9 protein-coding genes are annotated in these 15,838 nt (G+C 74.1%); 3 read left to right on the plus strand and 6 right to left on the minus strand.

The window, feature by feature from the left end; translation table 11 throughout:
• Positions 1-187: 187 nt before the first annotated feature.
• Both E0504_RS38810 and E0504_RS38815 read left to right on the plus strand, forming a co-directional pair.
• On the plus strand, positions 188-3,442 hold the full coding sequence (locus E0504_RS38810; protein ID WP_131626856.1) for an ATP-binding cassette domain-containing protein: 3,255 nt from the start codon (positions 188-190) through the stop codon (positions 3,440-3,442).
• Positions 3,439-4,179: an ABC transporter ATP-binding protein gene (locus E0504_RS38815; RefSeq protein WP_071061286.1), complete on the plus strand. Its 741-nt coding sequence runs from the start codon at positions 3,439-3,441 to the stop codon at positions 4,177-4,179. Before E0504_RS38810 ends, E0504_RS38815 begins: the two co-directional genes overlap by 4 nt.
• A gap of 62 nt (positions 4,180-4,241) precedes the next feature.
• Here the strand turns inward: E0504_RS38815 and E0504_RS38820 are convergent, their stop codons facing one another.
• From E0504_RS38820 to E0504_RS38835, 4 genes are all read right to left on the minus strand, one after another.
• Positions 4,242-5,489 (minus strand): ABC transporter substrate-binding protein, encoded by a 1,248-nt coding sequence (locus E0504_RS38820; RefSeq protein ID WP_071061284.1) that lies wholly within the window; start codon positions 5,487-5,489, stop codon positions 4,242-4,244.
• A 314-nt stretch (positions 5,490-5,803) separates the two neighbouring features.
• Positions 5,804-6,568, minus strand: a complete 765-nt coding sequence (locus tag E0504_RS38825; RefSeq protein WP_131626857.1) for an NADPH-dependent FMN reductase — start codon at positions 6,566-6,568, stop codon at positions 5,804-5,806.
• A gap of 225 nt (positions 6,569-6,793) precedes the next feature.
• Positions 6,794-7,261 carry a redox-sensitive transcriptional activator SoxR gene (soxR, locus tag E0504_RS38830; protein ID WP_020458915.1) on the minus strand — a complete coding sequence of 156 codons (468 nt, stop codon included), beginning with the start codon at positions 7,259-7,261 and terminating at the stop codon, positions 6,794-6,796.
• A 52-nt stretch (positions 7,262-7,313) separates the two neighbouring features.
• Positions 7,314-8,474 (minus strand): alkaline phosphatase PhoX, encoded by a 1,161-nt coding sequence (locus tag E0504_RS38835; protein ID WP_131626858.1) that lies wholly within the window; start codon positions 8,472-8,474, stop codon positions 7,314-7,316.
• Between the two features lie 156 nt (positions 8,475-8,630).
• Here E0504_RS38835 and E0504_RS38840 point away from each other — a divergent pair, with 156 nt between their 5' ends.
• The gene (locus E0504_RS38840) at positions 8,631-9,980 is read left to right on the plus strand and encodes a UDP-glucose--hexose-1-phosphate uridylyltransferase (RefSeq protein ID WP_112108257.1); all 1,350 of its coding nucleotides are present in this window, start codon (positions 8,631-8,633) and stop codon (positions 9,978-9,980) included.
• A gap of 43 nt (positions 9,981-10,023) precedes the next feature.
• On the opposite strand, the gene E0504_RS38845 is transcribed toward E0504_RS38840, so the two are convergent.
• Entirely contained in the window at positions 10,024-10,941 is a 918-nt protein-coding gene (locus tag E0504_RS38845) for a PHB depolymerase family esterase (RefSeq protein ID WP_112108258.1), read from the minus strand.
• A 348-nt stretch (positions 10,942-11,289) separates the two neighbouring features.
• Positions 11,290-15,534 carry a DUF3418 domain-containing protein gene (locus E0504_RS38850; protein WP_165938753.1) on the minus strand — a complete coding sequence of 1,415 codons (4,245 nt, stop codon included), beginning with the start codon at positions 15,532-15,534 and terminating at the stop codon, positions 11,290-11,292.
• Positions 15,535-15,838 lie beyond the last annotated feature (304 nt).

The following is a 15,838-nucleotide window of genomic DNA, read 5'->3' on the forward strand; positions in this document are numbered from 1 at the left end:
GAGTTGTGGCTGGTTTGCTTGTCCGGCGACCATTCACGACCTTACGTTCGCTCCCGTCACCGTGATCAGTATTGTCGCGGTGGTCGTATGGTTCCGCGTATCTTCTCGCGGGCTTCCGGGGGGTCCTCTGTGACCATCCCGAGCGCAGGCAGGCACCGGTCACCGGTGCCATGTGAGGTGGGCGGCCGTGGACGACGTCATGGGCTACGCCCTGTTGAGCCTGGGTGCCGGCGCGCTGTACGCGCTCGTCGCCACCGGCGTGGTCGTGATCCAGCGCGGTGCCGGCGTGTTGAACATGGCGCAGGGCGCGCTGCTGGCGTGGGCCGCGTACGCGTTCCACGGGGCGCGCGACGAGTGGGGTCTGCCCGCGGCGCCGGCGGCGGTGCTCGCCGTCGGGTCGACGATGGCGGTCGGCCTGGTGTTCCACCAGCTGGTACTCCGCCCGATGCGCCAGGCCACGGCCGTGCTGCGCCTGATGGCCACGCTCGGCCTGCTGATCGTCATCCAGTCGCTGCTGACCCTGATGTACGGCGGGGATGTCCGGCGTTCGCCCACCGTGCTGCCGACCGGCAAGGTGACCCTGTTCGACACCGCGGTCGGGGTGGACGTCCTGGTGCGGCTCGCCGTGGTGGCTGCCGTCGTGGCGGGGCTGTGGGCCGTGTTCCGGTTCACCACGCTCGGGCTCGCGGCGACCGCGGTGACGGAGAATCCGCAGGCCGCGGCGTCGCTGGGCTGGTCGCCGGACGCGGTGGCGAGCTGGGCGTGGCTGGCCGGGTCGGCGCTGGCGGGGCTGGGCGGTGTGCTGCTCGCGCCGCTGCAGAATCCGTTGTCGGCCGGTGGTCTGATGCTGCTGATCGTCCCGGGGCTGGCGGTGGCGCTGGTCGCCCGGTTCCGGTCGCTGCCGGCGGTGCTGGTGGGGGCGCTGGCGCTGGGCGTCGTGGAGCTGGAGACCCAGGTCCACCTGGTCGCGGACCATCCGGCCTGGCGGGGTGTCGACCGTGCCGTCCCGCTCGCGGTGATCGTGTTCTACCTGGCGGTGCGCGGGCGCGGCATTCCCGACCGGGGCCATGTCGCCGAGCGCCATCCGGTGCTGGGTAGCGGCCGGGTGCACTGGCGGGCGCTGGGGATCACGGTCGGCTGCGCGCTTGTCGCCGTGTGGTGGCTGCTGCCGGCGTCCTGGGTGAACGCGCTGAACGCGAACGCCATCTGGGCGACGATCATCCTGTCGGTCGTGGTGCTGGTCGGCTTCACCGGGCAGCTCTCGCTGGCGCAGCTCGCCTTCTCCGGGATCGCGGCACTGATCGCCGGACGGCTGGTCGCCACCCGGGGCTGGCCGCTGGAGGCTGCCCTCGTGGTGGGCGTCGCCGGGACGGCGGTCGTCGGCGTGCTGTTCGCGCTGCCGGCGCTGCGCACCCGGGGCCTGCAACTGGCCGTCGTGACGCTCGGCCTCGGTGCCGCCGTGGACGCGCTGCTGTTCCAGCGCGGTTACCACTCGCCGGCGGCAAGCCCGCTCGGTGCCCTCTTCGGTGATCTCGGCACGCTCGAGGGGACGGAGGTCGGCGACGCGACCCTGTTCGGGATCAGTCTGGACAAGGTGACGCACCCGCGCGGGTTCGCGACCCTGTCGCTGCTCACGTTCGTCCTGCTCGGGCTGGCCGTGGCGAACCTGCGGCGGGGGCGCGCGGGACGGCGGCTGATCGCCGTCCGGACGAACGAGCGGGCCGCGGCGGCGCTGGGCATCAGCGTGGTCGGGGCGAAGCTTTACGCCTTCGCGCTGTCCGCCGCGATCGCCGGCTTCGGGGGGGTGCTGTACGCGTTCTACACCTACGGCGAACGCGGCAACATCGACTACGGCGGCGGCCTGTTCTCGCCGTTCGCCTCGATCCTGCTGATCGCCTACGCGGTCGTCGGGGGAGTCGGCTGGATCAGCGGTTCCTTCGCCGGCGCGACGATGGCCGCCGAGGCGCTGGCGACGAGAGCCGGGGCCTGGGTCGGCAGCGTCCTCGGCCAGCTCGGCCTGCTGCTGCGCCTGCTCTTCGCCGCGGCCGCCGGCCTGCTGGGCCTCGCGGTCGGCCGCGCCGTCGTGCCACCAGGTACGGGGCCGACAGCGCCGGCCGCAGGCGGGACGGCGCCGGGCACGGTGCGGGCCGCGCACCTGCGGCGGGCGGCGCCGTGGGTGGTGACCGCGGCCTTCGCCGCAGCCGCCTTCGCGGGCGGGGGCAGGGTCGTCGACTGGCTGGCCGACCTTGACCGCTACGTCCCGCTGATCGGCGGCCTGGTGCTGGTCACGGTCCTCTCCCGGTCCGGTGGTGGGATGGCGCCGGAGAACGCCCGTACCGCCCGCCGGATCCTGGAGCGCCGCTTCCCGAAGGCCGTCGAGCGGCGGATGGCCGCCGACGCGGCCCGGGTCGCCCGCCTGCTCGGCCCCGCTCCGACCCGCGAACCAACTCTCGCCACCCCGAACGCCACCAACGGCACCGCTTCCCTGAGCGCCGCGACCAGCGCCCCCAGCGTCCCCGCCGCCAGCGCCCCCGCCGCCAACGCCCCCGCCGTCAACGCCGCCAACGCCTCCGCCCCCGCCGCAGCGGCGGGCCCGGCGACGGGACCGATCCGCCGGGTCGGCACGGTCGCCTACCCGGCCCGGCCGGCCACGCTGTCGGTCTGGGGACTGTCGGTGAGCTTCGGGCCGGTGGCTGCGGTCCGCTCGGTCGACCTGCGGGTCGAGCCGGGACGGGTCGTCGGCGTCATCGGCCCGAACGGTGCGGGCAAGACGACGGTGATCGACGCGATCACCGGCTACACCTCGTCCGTCTCGCGGTCCCTGATGCTCGGCGACACCCGGCTCGACCGGCTGCCGGCCCACCTGCGTGCCCGTGCCGGGATCAGCCGGTCGTTCCAGAACCTCGAGCTTTTCGAGGATCTCACGGTCATCGAGAACATCCAGGCCGCCTGCGACCCGCGGGACGCCCGTGCCTACGCCGGTGACCTGGTGCTGCCGCGCTCCCGGCCGCTGCCCGCCGCGGCCGCCGCCGCCGTGGAGGCCTTCGGTCTGCGCGACGACCTGCTCCGCACGGTCTCGGAGCTCTCCTACGGCCGCCGCCGGCTGCTGGCGATCGCCCGCGCGGTGGCGACCTGCCCGTCCGTGCTGCTGCTGGACGAGCCGTGCGCGGGGCTCGACGAGAACGAGAGCGCCGGGGTGGCCACGCTGCTGCGGCGGCTGGCGGACAACTGGGGGCTGGGAATCCTGCTCAACGAGCATGACATGGACGTGGTGATGCGGATCTGCGACCAGGTGGTCGTTCTCGACGGCGGTGAGGTGATCGCGCAGGGCACCCCGGGTCAGGTCCGGGTCGACCCGCGGGTGCGCCGGGCCTACCTGGGCGCGGCGACCGGCGCCGGCCGCACACCGGCGGCCGGCTCGGCCGGCGCGGTTAGCCGGTGAGCACGAACCCCCCGGCCCCCGGTGTGCCGCGGCCCAGGACGGGGCCTGCCGCGCCGGTGCTCAGCGCGCGCGGGCTGTCGGCCGGCTACGGCGAGGGCGGGCCGGTGGTCCGCGGGCTCGACCTGGACCTGCGGCCGGGGGAGGTGGTCACCCTGCTCGGGCCGAACGGCGCCGGCAAGACGACGACGCTGCTCGCGCTGAGCGGGGCGCTGTCGCCCAGCGGCGGCACCGTCTCGTGGAACGGCCGGGTGACGACCGCCCCGTTGCACCAGCGTGCCCGCGCCGGGCTGGCCTTCGTCCCCGAGGACAGGTCCGTGATCATGGATCTGACGGTGCGGGAGAACCTGCGGCTCGGCCGCGCCGACACCGGCGTGGCCCTGGAGACGTTCCCCGAGCTGGCCGGGCATCTCGACCGGCGGGCGGGCCTGCTCTCCGGTGGTCAGCAGCAGATGGTCGCGCTCGCCCGGGCCCTCGCGCGCCGGCCCGCGGCGCTGCTCGCCGACGAGCTCTCGCTCGGCCTCGCGCCCCAGCTGGTCGAACGGCTGCTCGGCGCCGTCCGGGCCGCGGCCGACGGTGGTCTCGCCGTGCTCCTCGTCGAGCAGCATGTGCGCAGCGCGCTGGCGGTGGCCGACCGGGTGATCGTCCTGCGGCATGGCCAGGTCGCGTGGTCGGGCCCGGCGGCCGGGGTGCGGGCGGATCCCGACCTGCTCCTCGGCGCCTACCTGCCCCTGGCCTGACGCCACCCGGAGGTCGTCGCCCGGCGCGCGGGCCGGCTGGGCCCGCGCGCCAGGCCGTCGGGTCAGGAAGCGCCGCGGGTCAGCAGGCCGAGCGCCTCGTAGGTTTCCGGCCCGAGCGGGACGAAGGTGTGCTGGGCGCTGTTCCAGCGGGCACCGCGCATCGTCGTGTTGAAGACGCGCTCCACACCCGGGATGGGGTTGGGCGTGGTGAAGTCCAGCGGCGGGATCACGCCGAGGTCGAGGCCCTTGGTCGCGCGGAGCTGCTCGAGCAGGCTCTTCGTCGTCAGGTCGCCCGAGACGGAGTTGCCGACCTTCTCGGCGATCTGGACGGACAGCCACGCCCCGGTGGTCTCCGTGGAATCCCGGAGCTCGGCGCGCGCGTCGGCATCGCCCCCAGCCGCCTCGGCGTCCATTTCGGAGATCATCCGTTTGAGCTCGGGGAACTCGGCGGCCTGGCTGAGCTCGGGGAACGCGCTGGCGACGACGAGGTTGTCGGCGGCCGGCCCGAGCGTGGCGAGGTACTCCTTGGAGAGGGTGCCGGCCGCGTGGCAGGTGCGCAGGTTCGGGTCGCCGCCGCCGATGACCGCGTAGGCGGCCTGGTCGAACACCACCAGGACGGCGCCGTCCGCACCCGCCCTGCTCAGCTGCGCGACGGTCGGGGTGAGGTCGCTGCTGGTGATCGGGATGCGCAGCTCGGGATTGATCGGCGCCCCGGCCGCGCGCCCGCCGGCCTGGGCCATCGTGATCAGGCGGTCACTCGCGCTCAGGTCGTAGCCGACCAGCCCGACCTTGGACGCCCCGGCCTTGCGTAGCAGCGACGGGCAGACGGCCGGGTAGAAGGTGAGTGGGCTGACGACGAAGCTGACGTCCGAGCTGAGCTCGGAGCCGTCCGCCGCGATCCCGGCCGACCCGATCGCCGGGATGCCGGCCTCCTCGAGGATCGGCATGATCCCGCCCGAGCCGTTGACGGTGGAGACCACGGCCAGAACGTGCTCGTCCACCGCCTTCTGGGCGCATTCCTTCGCCGCGGTGGGGTCGTTCTTCTCGTTGCAGTGCAGGATCTCGACCGGATGGCCCTTGATGCCGCCACGCTCGTTGACACCGCGGGCGGCGGCCCGGACCGCCGCCACCATCTCGGGATGGTTGGCCCCGGTGGTGCCGACCGGCGCGATGATCATCAGCTTGACCGGTTCGCCGGAGCTGGTGGCCGTGCCACCGCCCTGCTCGCCGTCGCCGCCGCCGCACGCGGCGAGCGCCAGCGCGGCCCCGGCGAAGGCGGCCCCGAGCCGCAGACCCAGACGTCGTCTCACCGGTTCGTCCCTCCTGAATACTCCTGGCGTGCCGGCGGCGCGGCGGGGTCGTCCGCCCGCGCGGCGCCACAGGCCTCGCCACGGTAGACCCGTCCGTACGCGATCCCTACGGCAGGGTGAGTCGGGAATCTCCCAGTGTGCCTCCGGGGTGACGCTACGCAGCGTCGCGGGTCGTGGCGTCACAGGGCATGGCGAGACCGCGCACATTCGCCCTGACCAGGCCGGACGTGGTGCCCGAAGGTCAGGGCGCGGGTGCCGGAAGGTGTCGCCGGCCGGCGCCGCTCAGATCATCTGGGACGCCGCTCGGATTGATGTCAGATCACCTGGGACCACGCGTAGGCGAAGCCCATGACGTGGTCGGTCAGTGTCTCCAGGTGGCTCGCCGTCCGCTGGTCGACCACCTTGCCGTCCGGGCCGAAGGGCGGCGTCGAGGTGTCGATCGAGACGCCGAGCGGGGTCGGCCAGCCGCGCAGGGCGTGGACGGACGAGCGCAGCGTCGCGAGCGCGGTGCCTGCGGTCTGCGGGCCGTCCGCGCAGACGATGAGCCCGACCGCACGCCCGTCGAGATAGGGGCGGGGCGCGTCCCGGAGGTCCTCCAGATAGTCCAGGGCGTTCTTGACCAGGCCCGACATGCCGCCGTGGTAGCCCGGAGTGGCGATGACGAGGCCGTCCGCCCGGGCCACCTCACTGATCAGCCGCTGGGCCGCCGGCGTCCGCTCCCGCTGTTCCGGGACGTACATCGGCAGGTCCAGGTCGGCCGAGCTGAGCAGGACGGTCTCCGCTCCCGCGCCGGCCATCGTCCGCAGGACGGTGCTCAGCGCGTGCAGCGTCGTCGACTCCGGCCGGGTCGTCCCCCCGATGCCGACGATGGTCGGGCGGCGCCGCCGCTCGTTCCGGACGGTCGGGCCCGCGAACCCGGTCAGCCCACTGAGCGCGTCGAGCCCGCCCAGGCCGCCCAGCGGGTCACCCCCCGACCGGGCCGGTAGATCCTGACCCGGTCGTACCCGGCGCCGGGCCAGCAGGCCCTCGGAGTTGTGCCCCTCGCCGTTCGTCGTGAACGCGCCGTGCACGTCGTCCATCGACTCCTCCTCACCAGACCTCGTGCGGTTCCCCGGTGGACCGGCGCGGTGCGGCGCCCCGGTCCGCGACCGGCGACCGCCCGAGACCGGGCCCCCGCCGAGGCCCGGGCGCCCAGCGCCGGACATCGGTCGGATGTGTTGAATGACTTCTCATCTCATTACCGCAAAGACCAGGTCAGATGCGACGGATGGTGGCCGGTCGGCGTGTCACGGGTGGTCGGCGTGTCAGGAGTGGTCCGGGCCGCGCCGCAGCGCAGCCGGCAGCGCCACCGCGCCCGGACCGAAGGCGGCGACCCGGTCGTCGGGGTTGGACATGTGACAGTGCTGCAACGACAGACAGCCGCAGCCGATGCACGAGTCGAGACCGTCACGCAGCCGCTCCAGCGCCTCGATCTGCTCGTCGAGGCGGATACGCCAGTCGCGTGAGATCGCCGTCCAGTCCGCGCGGGTCGGGGTCCGCTCGTCGGGAAGCCGCCGCAGCGCCTCCCGGACCTCCTCCAGGCTCAGGCCGATGTTGCGCGCGGCCCGGATGAACGCCAGTCGGCGCAGCACGTGGCGGGCGTAGCGCCGCTGGCCGCCGCTGGTCCGGCTCGCGGTGAGCAGGCCCTCCCGCTCGTAGAAGCGCAGCGCGGACGGGGTGAACCCGCTGCGGTGCACGACCTCGCCGAGGGTCAGCAGATCCGTGGAGCGCATCGCCCGACGGTACTACCTGAACCTGAAGTCAGGTAGAGCTAGCGCGGGCGGCTCACCGCCGGAACGGGCCGGACACCTCGAAGGTCATCCCGGTCCGGCCGCGCCCGTCCTTCCCCCGTTGGGAGGAGAAGTACAGCCGGCGCCCGTCGGGACTGAAGGCCGGGCCGGTGATCTCGGAGGCGCGGTGGTCCGGCAGGTGCAGGAAGCGGGAGAGGACGCCGGCACTTGTGATCATGTGCAGTGCCGGCCCGGGGTTGTCCTCGGCGATGAACAGGTCGCCGGCGGCCGATCCGGTGATGTTGTCCGGGCCCGTCATCCGCGTTCCGCCGCGCGGGACCCGCTCGGGGTCGTAGAGCACGGAGATCCGCTCGCCGACCGCGTCGTAGGCCCAGACCCGGTTGTCGCCCTTGGTGGTGAAGAAGCAGGTGCCCGCCACGTAGTGGCAGCCCTCGCCGCCGTCGAAGGCGCGGGCGTCGGAGACCTGCCTGCGGGTCGACCGCGGGAGGCCGTCCGGGTCGGGGACCCGCGCCCAGCGCACCGGACCGGACTCGGTGTCCTCGGGTGCGACCAGCACCTCCAGGACGCCCGCGGACAGATCGCCCCACCGGGCCGGGCGGAAGCGGTAGAAGCAGCCGTCACGGCGGTCCTCGGTGAGGTAGACGACCTGGCGGTCGGGGTCGCAGGCGGCCGCCTCGTGGGTGAACCGCCCCATCGCGGGGCGTGCCACCGCGTCCCGGCGGCCGTCCGGCCATGTCTCGTGCACCCGCCCGAACGCGTGCTCCTCGCAGGAGAGCCAGGTGCCCCACGGCGTCGCCCCGCCCGAGCAGTTGGCCGAGGTGCGCCGCAGGATCCTGCTGGCCGAGACGATCGTGCCGGTGGCGTCGAAGCGCAGCGCAGAGGCGCCCCCGCGCCACGCCGTCTCGGAGTTGGAGACATAGGTCCAACCCGTTCCGGCGGGGAAGCAGGCGCCGCCGTCCGGGGCGTCGTGCCACTGAAGATCCGTGCCGGGGACGACCTGGCGCGAACGGGCGACCACCCGGCTGGTGAACCCGCGGGGCAGGGCGACCCCGTTGGCGTCAGGTGCCTGAGGGAGGCCATAGGGGCCCTCGCCCGGTCGGGCGGTGGCGGCGAGCGCGGGTGCCCAGCTCGCTCCGGACAGAGCGGCCACCCCGGCGCTCGCGAGCGCCAGGCGCAGCACGGCGCGGCGGTCCACGGTTGTCGCCTCCTCACTGCGGTCAGCGACCCGACCCTAAAGTGATGACGATGACACTGCTAGTAGTGGCGGGGCCGGTGGCGGGTCGTCCGCCGGCGGCGGTGACGCATGTCTCTGGCGCCGGAGGCGCCGGTGGGGCGTTGATACGGTTCGTCCGTGCTGGTCTCGGTTTTCCCGTCCGATGACGGTCCTGGTCCGGACGATCAGCCCGGGCCGGGGGGCGACTGCGACCGGCGCGGCGAGACGCCCTCGCCGAACGGGCAGGCTGCGGCCGGGCCCGCGGCGCACCGGCGGCACGATCCGCTGGGCGATCGCTGGATCATCGTCTCGGCGGGCCGGGTGGCGCGTCCGTGGCGCGGCGGCCAGGAAGCGGTCGCCACCGCCGTGGGGACCTACGACCCCGAATGCCATCTCTGCCCGGGAAACGTGCGCGCCTCCGGCAAGGCGAATCCCGACTACGACGGCGTTTACGTGTTCGACAACGACTTCCCGGCGCTGCGCCCCGAGCCCGCGGACCTGGCCGCGTCCCCCGATCAGGCGGTGTCTCCCGATCAGGCGGTGTTTGCTGATCCGTCCGGGCTGGATGCGCGGGCGGCGGGGCTGCTGCACGCCGAGCCGGGCATCGGCACGTGCCGCGTCGTCTGCTTCGACCCGGGCCACGACCAGTCACTGGCGAGCCTGGGGCTCGACCGGGTGCGGGCGGTGGTCGACACCTGGGCCGACCAGGAGCGTGAGCTCGGCCGGACCTGGAACTGGGTGCAGATCTTCGAGAACCGCGGCGCCGCGATGGGGGCGTCCAGCCCGCACCCGCACGGGCAGATCTGGGCGTCGTCGTTCCTGCCCGACCTCGCCGCGGTCGAGGACCGCACCCAGCGCGACCATCTGCGGTCCAGGGGCACCTCGCTGCTGGTCGACTACGCGGCGCTGGAGGCTGAGCTCGCCGCCGCGGATGACGGCGCCAGCACCGCCGCCGCCAGCAGAGCCGCTGCTGGCAAGGCCACCAACGGCAAGGCCGCTGACGGCGTGGACGGCCCCGGCCGGTCCGCGAGCCGGGTGGTCGTGGCGAACGACCACTGGCTCGTCGTCGTCCCCTACTGGGCGTTCTGGCCGTTCGAGACGCTGGTGCTCCCGCGCCGCCCGGTCGGCCTGCTCCAGCACCTGACCGACGCCGAGCGCGACGCGCTGGCACAGGCGCTGCGGTCCCTGCTCAGCTGCTACGACGCGCTGTTCGACTCGCCCTTCCCCTACTCGATGGGCTGGCACGCGGCGCCCGGCGCGCGCCCGGATCCCGACGCGCCGGTGCCCGCGCACTGGCAGCTGCATGCCCACTTCCACCCGCCGCTGCTGCGGTCACCGACCGTCCGCAAGCACCTGGTGGGCTACGAGATGTTCGCAGGCGTGCTACGCGACATCACCCCGGAGGACGCCGCCGCCCGGCTGCGGGCCGCCGGGGCTCGCGCGGAGAAACGGACAACAGAGCCCACGCGGGGGCTCACGCCGGGATGATCCCGAGCGGTGGCCTGGCTTCCGGTGGCAGCAGACGCGGGGGTCAGCGGGTGCTGGGGAGTGCCGTCGTCCCGGACCACTGCTGGGAGAACCCCCACAGGGTGCCCGTGGCCCACCACGGCCAGGCGTGTCCGCCGTCCCAGGGGATGCCCACCACCGTCGACGAGCTGGTGACCCGCTCCGACTCGGTGCGCGCGTCCGGGAATGTGACATGGACGTAGTCCGACCAGCCGCCGCGCCACGGCACGGTGGTGTCCGCCGTACCGTGGATGTGCATCATCCGGATGCGTGCCTGGTCGCAGGGCACGAGCAGGTGGCCCGCGACAACACCGGCCGCCGCGAACACGTCCGGTGCCTCGCAGACGGCGCGGGCCGCCAGCATCCCGCCGTTGGAGTAGCCCCAGACATAGACGCGGCTGCGGTCCACCGGGGTCCGCCGGGCCACGTCGGCCACGAGTTCGCGTAGGTAGGCGATGTCGTCCTGCCCATTCGTCCCGGCGCAGCAGGTGCCGGCGTTCCACGATCCGTCCACGGCGTGCCCGTAGGCGAGCACGAACCCGTGCTCGTCGGCGAACGGGGTGGCCCCGCTGATGTCGCGCATGTCGGCCGCGGTGTGGGCGTAGGCGTGCAGCAGGACGACGAGCGGCCTGGGCGCCCCGGAACGGACGGTGGTGTGCAGGTCGTAGCTGCGCCCCGACCGGAGCGCGATCTCCTTGGTGTACACCGGGCCCGCGTCGGTGGCATCGCTCGCGGTCCGGTCGCCAGTTCTGTCGGTGGCCCGGTGCATGGTGGACGCAGCGGCCGGTGACGGGGACGCGGACGTCGCGGCCGGCCGTGCGGGGGCAGGCGCCGTAGCCGCAGGAGGTGATCCACCGCCGTACATCAGGGCCACCGGCACGGCGGCCAGCGGGATGCCGACGATCACGAGCAGCACCGCCAGGAGCCTGCCGCCGGCCGTCACCGCACCCCCAACGCCCGGCCCAGCGCGACCTGAGGCCACCGAAGACAAGAAGAACGACCCTGCTCACGAGGAGGTGAGATCGGGTGGATCCGGGAGATGTTCGTACGTTGCTGTGATCGACAGAGGCTTCTCGCCGGGGGTGTCATCGTAGTGGGCGCCGACGGCCGGTCGTTCCCTGGGCGAGGCGTCTCACCGGCGGTGTCCTCCCGCGCGCGAGCCGCCACCAGCGGGTGCCTGCCGAGGGTGCCATGGCGGCTGCCGTCCGTGCGGGCCGGCCGACGTGCGCCGGCCGCAGGTGCCCTCCGGTGGGTGACAGCCGGCGGGTGACGGGCCCGGCGCGTGGCGAGGTCAGCCGGGGCGGAGCCGGTCGATCGCCCGGTAGACGCGCTCCTCGGAGACCGGGTACGGCGTGCGCAGCGCCTGGGCGAACAGGCTGACCCGCAGCTCCTCGATCATCCAGCGGATCGCCTGGACCGGTTCGGACCCGGCGCGAGCCGGGCCCACCTCGTCGATCAGCTCGTTGAAGGCCTCGACGACTTTACGCACCCGGAGGGTGAGCTGGCGGTCCCGGGCGGCGTCGGCGGGCAGCCGGTCCAGGCGCCGCCGGGCGGCGGTGAGGTAGCGCTCCAGATCGGGCAGGCGCTCGGCGCCCGTCTCGGTCACGAAGCCCCGGTGGATCAGTGTGTCGAGCTGGGCACGCAGGTCGGTCGCGGTCACCAGCAGCGCCGGGCTGCCCAGCGCCCGCACCCCGAGGCTGATCTCGTGGGCGGCGGCCAGCACGCGCTCGGTGCCGCGGACCACCGACCACGCGGTGTCCGCCAGGTCCGCGCGCACCGTCTCGAGTAGCGCGGCGAAACCCGCCTCGTCCCGGGCGGGCCCGCCGGCGCGGCGCAGCAGCGTGTCCACGGCGGCGGCGACGCAGTCGTCCAGCAGGTCGGTGACGTCGCGGTGCGGGTTGTTGCTCAGGGCCAGCTTCGCCGCGTTCGGCAGCCGGCCGATGATCCCCCGGACGGGGGAGGCGACGTTGAGCAGCAGCAGCCGGCGGGTGCCGGCCCACATCGCGCGGTCGGCCTCCTCCCGGTCGTCGAAGACCCGGACCGCGACCGAGTCGCCCTCGTCGACCAGAGCCGGGTGGGCGCGCACGACATGCCCGCCGCGGCTGCGCTCGATCACCGCGGGCAGCGTGCCGACGTCCCAGGTGCGCAGGCCCGAGCGTTCCACGCCGGCGGCCGCGGCCGAGACGACCGCCTTCGTCCGGGGCCGTAGCCGGGCCCGCAGCTCGGCCAGGTCCTTGCCCTCCGCGAGCGTCGCCCCGCCGTCGTCGACGACCCGAAAGGTCATCCGCAGGTGCGGCGGCAGCAGCTCGGCCAGCCGCGGCGGCGCCCAGACCCCCGAGGGGAGCGCCGAGCCGCTCATCCGGTGCAGCTCACCGGCGACGGCGTCGGCCAGCGGGCGGTCGTCGGCCGGCGGTCCGCCGCCCTCGGCCGGGGGACCGCCGGGGGCCGGGCCGTCGTCGGAGGTCAGGCGGTCCAGGACGGCGCGGGCGTAGTTCGGCGCCGGGACGAAGCCGCGCCGCACCACCTTGGGCAGCGCACGGATCAGCGCGGTGACGAGCTCCTCCCGCAGCCCGGGCACCTGCCAGGTGAACGGCTCCGCGCGCAGCGTGCCGAGGACCGGCAGCGGCACCCGTACGGTCACCCCGTCGGCGGCCTCCCCGGGCGTGAACTGGTAGGTGAGCGCCAGCTCGACGCCGTCGGCGACCCAGGCGTCGGGGTAGTCCTGCTGGCGGATCGCGCCCGCGTGGTCGTTGACCAGCATCGACGCGGAGAAGTCGAGCAGGTCCGGCTCGGTGCGGCGGGTCGCCTTCCACCAGGTGTCGAAATGGCGGCCGGAGACGACGTCGGCGGGTATGCGCTGGTCGTAGAACTCGAACAGCGTCTCGTCGTCGACGAGGATGTCGCGGCGGCGGGCCCGGTGCTCCAACTCCTCGACCCCGGAGAGCAGCTCCCGGTTCGCGTGGAAGAAGGCGTGCCGGGTGTTCCAGTCGCCCTCGACGAGCGCGTGCCGGATGAACAGGTCCCGGCTGACGACCGGGTCGATCCGGCCGTACTGGACCAGCCGCGACGTCACCAGCGGGATCCCGTACAGCGTGACCTTCTCGTAGGCCAGCGCCGCGGCCTGCTTGCGGGACCAGTGCGGCTCGCTGTAGGTATGCCGCAGCAGGTGCTCGGCGAGCGGCTCGACCCACTCGGGTTCCACCCGCGCCACGGTCCGCGCCCACAGCCGGGACGTCTCGACCAGCTCGGCCGCGACGACCCAGGTCGGGATGCCCGGCCCGCGCCGCCCTCCGGCCTCCGCGTCCGCTTCCGCCGGTGCGCCCCGGCCCGCGTCGCCGGCTTCGGGCCGCGCCGGCCTCCGCCGCGCCAGCCCGGAACCGGGGAAGATCGCGAAGCGGGCGCCCCGGGCCCCGAGATAGTCCTTCTTCTCCGGCTCGTAGCGGCCGAGGTGGGAGAGCAGCCCGGTGAGCAGCGCCTGGTGCACCGACCGGGCGTCGGCCGGGCTGTCGTTCGGCTCCAGCCCCAGGCTCCGGGCGATCGCGCGCAGCTGGCCGTGGACGTCCTGCCACTCCCGGATCCGCAGGTAGTTCAGGAACTCGGTGCGGCACATCCGCCGGAACTGGTTGGACGACCGCTCCTCGCGCGCGGTGCGCAGGTGCCGCCACAGGTTCAGGATCGACAGGAAGTCCGACGTCGGATCGGTGAACCGGGCGTGCCGCTCGTCGGCGGCGGCCCGGTGCTCGACGGGCCGCTCCCGCGGGTCCTGGATGGCCAGCGCGGAGGCGATCACGAGCACCTCGGACAGGCAGCCCAGCTCGCCGGCCGCGAGCACCATCCGGGCCAGCCGGGGATCCACCGGCAGCTGGGCGAGACTGCGCCCGATCGGGGTCAGCCGTTTGCCGGGCTCGGCGTCCTCGATGAAGGCACCCAGCTCGGTCAGCAGCCGCATGCCGTCGGTGACCTGGCGCGACTCCGGCGGATCGAGGAACGGGAAGTCCGCCATCTCGCCGAGGCCGAGCGCCTCCATCTGCAGGATCACCGAGGCCAGGTTGGTGCGCAGGATCTCGGGATCGGTGAAGGCCGGCCGGCCGGCGAAGTCCTCCTCCGAGTACAGCCGGATGCAGATCCCGTCGGACGTCCGGCCGCACCGGCCGGCCCGCTGGTTGGCCGAGGCCTGCGAGACCGGCTCGATCGGCAGGCGCTGCACCTTCGTCCGATGGCTGTACCGGGAGATGCGCGCCAGCCCCGGGTCGATCACGTAGCGGATGCCCGGGACGGTCAGCGACGTCTCGGCGACGTTGGTGGCCAGCACGATCCGGCGTCCGGTGTGCGGGGCGAAGACCCGGTGCTGCTCGGCCGAGGACAGTCGGGCGTAGAGCGGGACGATCTCGGTCATCGGGAGGTCGCGGCGGGCCAGCGCGTCGGCCGTGTCGCGGATCTCGCGCTCTCCGCTGAGGAACACCAGGATGTCGCCCGGCCCCTCGGCGCACAGCTCGTCCACCGCGTCGCAGATCGCCGAGACCTGGTCGCGCTCGGTGTCGGCGCCCGCCCCGGTTCGGGCGTCGCCACCGGCTCCTCGCCGGGCCTCGCTGTTGCCTCTTCGGCCGTCGCCGCCGGCTCCCTTGCGACCACCGGCTCGTGGTTCGCTCCGTGCCGCGGTGCCGGCATCCGCGTCGGCGTCGGCGTATGCGTCAGCCTCGGAGTCGGCATCGACGCCCGGCCCGGTGTCGATCAGAGGGCGGTAGCGGGTCTCGACCGGGTAGGTGCGGCCGGAAACCTCGATCACCGGCGCGTCGTGGAAGTGGCGGGCGAACCGGTGCGGGTCGATCGTCGCCGAGGTGATGACCACCTTGAGGTCCGGGCGGCGGGGGAGCAGCCCGTGCAGGTAGCCGAGAATGAAGTCGATGTTGAGGCTGCGCTCGTGCGCCTCGTCGATGATCAGGGTGTCGTACTGGCGGAGCAGCCGGTCGGCGGTCAGCTCGTTGAGCAGGATGCCATCCGTCATCAGCTTGATCAGCGTGGACGGGCCGACCCGGTCGGTGAAGCGCATCTGGTAGCCGACCAGCCCGCCCCCGCTGCCGTTCCCGCCTCCGCCTCCGCTGCCGTTCGGGCCGGCCTGGGCCCGGTCACGGCCGGTCTCGGGGATCACGCTGCCGAGCTCCTCGGCGATCCGTTCCGCCACGGTGCGCGCGGCGATCCGCCGCGGCTGGGTGTGCCCGATCATGCCGCGCACGCCCCGGCCCAGCTCCAGGCACAGCTTGGGGAGCTGCGTGGTCTTGCCCGAACCGGTCTCGCCGGCGATCACCACGACCTGGTTGTCCCGGATGGCGGCCAGGATCTCGTCCCGGCGCTGGCTGACCGGCAGCTCCTCCGGGTAGCCGATCACCGGGACGCTGGCCCGGCGCGTCTCCACCCGCAGCCGGGCGGTCTCGACGTCCGCCGCCAGCCGCGCGATCGAGGAGTCGCGCGCCGCCGGGTCGCGCATCCGGCGGGCCCGGTCGAGGTGCCGGCTCAGGCGGTGGGCGTCGCGCGCCATGAGCTGGGGCAGGCAGGCACGCAGCTCGGCCAGCGGCGGCGGTGCCGGCGGCGGCGTTTCAGCAGGAGAGATCACAGACGGCGTATTCCCGGGCGGTCGTCGGTTCGTGGGTACCCCGGTCGAGCTGGGCACGGGCCACGCTACGAGCGCGGCCGCACTCCGGCCCGGACCGCGGCGGCCGCCTTCGCGCGGCGTTGTCTTCGAGGCAGCTCTTCCGAGGCAGCCCCTCAGGGCAGCATTGTGCCCGCGCCGCCGCGCGCCGGCACCTGCTTTTCTCCAGCGCCGGGCCGGCGGCCCGCATTCC

It is taken from the genome of Parafrankia sp. BMG5.11 (assembly GCF_004337455.1).

Excerpts from the sequence above, each read along its gene's own strand:
- E0504_RS38825 (WP_131626857.1), bottom strand. The coding sequence starts at position 6,568 with ATGGACGACGTGCACGGCGCGTTCACGACGAACGGCGAGGGGCACAAC.
- soxR (WP_020458915.1), bottom strand. The coding sequence starts at position 7,261 with ATGCGCTCCACGGATCTGCTGACCCTCGGCGAGGTCGTGCACCGCAGC.
- E0504_RS38850 (WP_165938753.1), bottom strand. The coding sequence starts at position 15,534 with ATGGCGCGCGACGCCCACCGCCTGAGCCGGCACCTCGACCGGGCCCGC.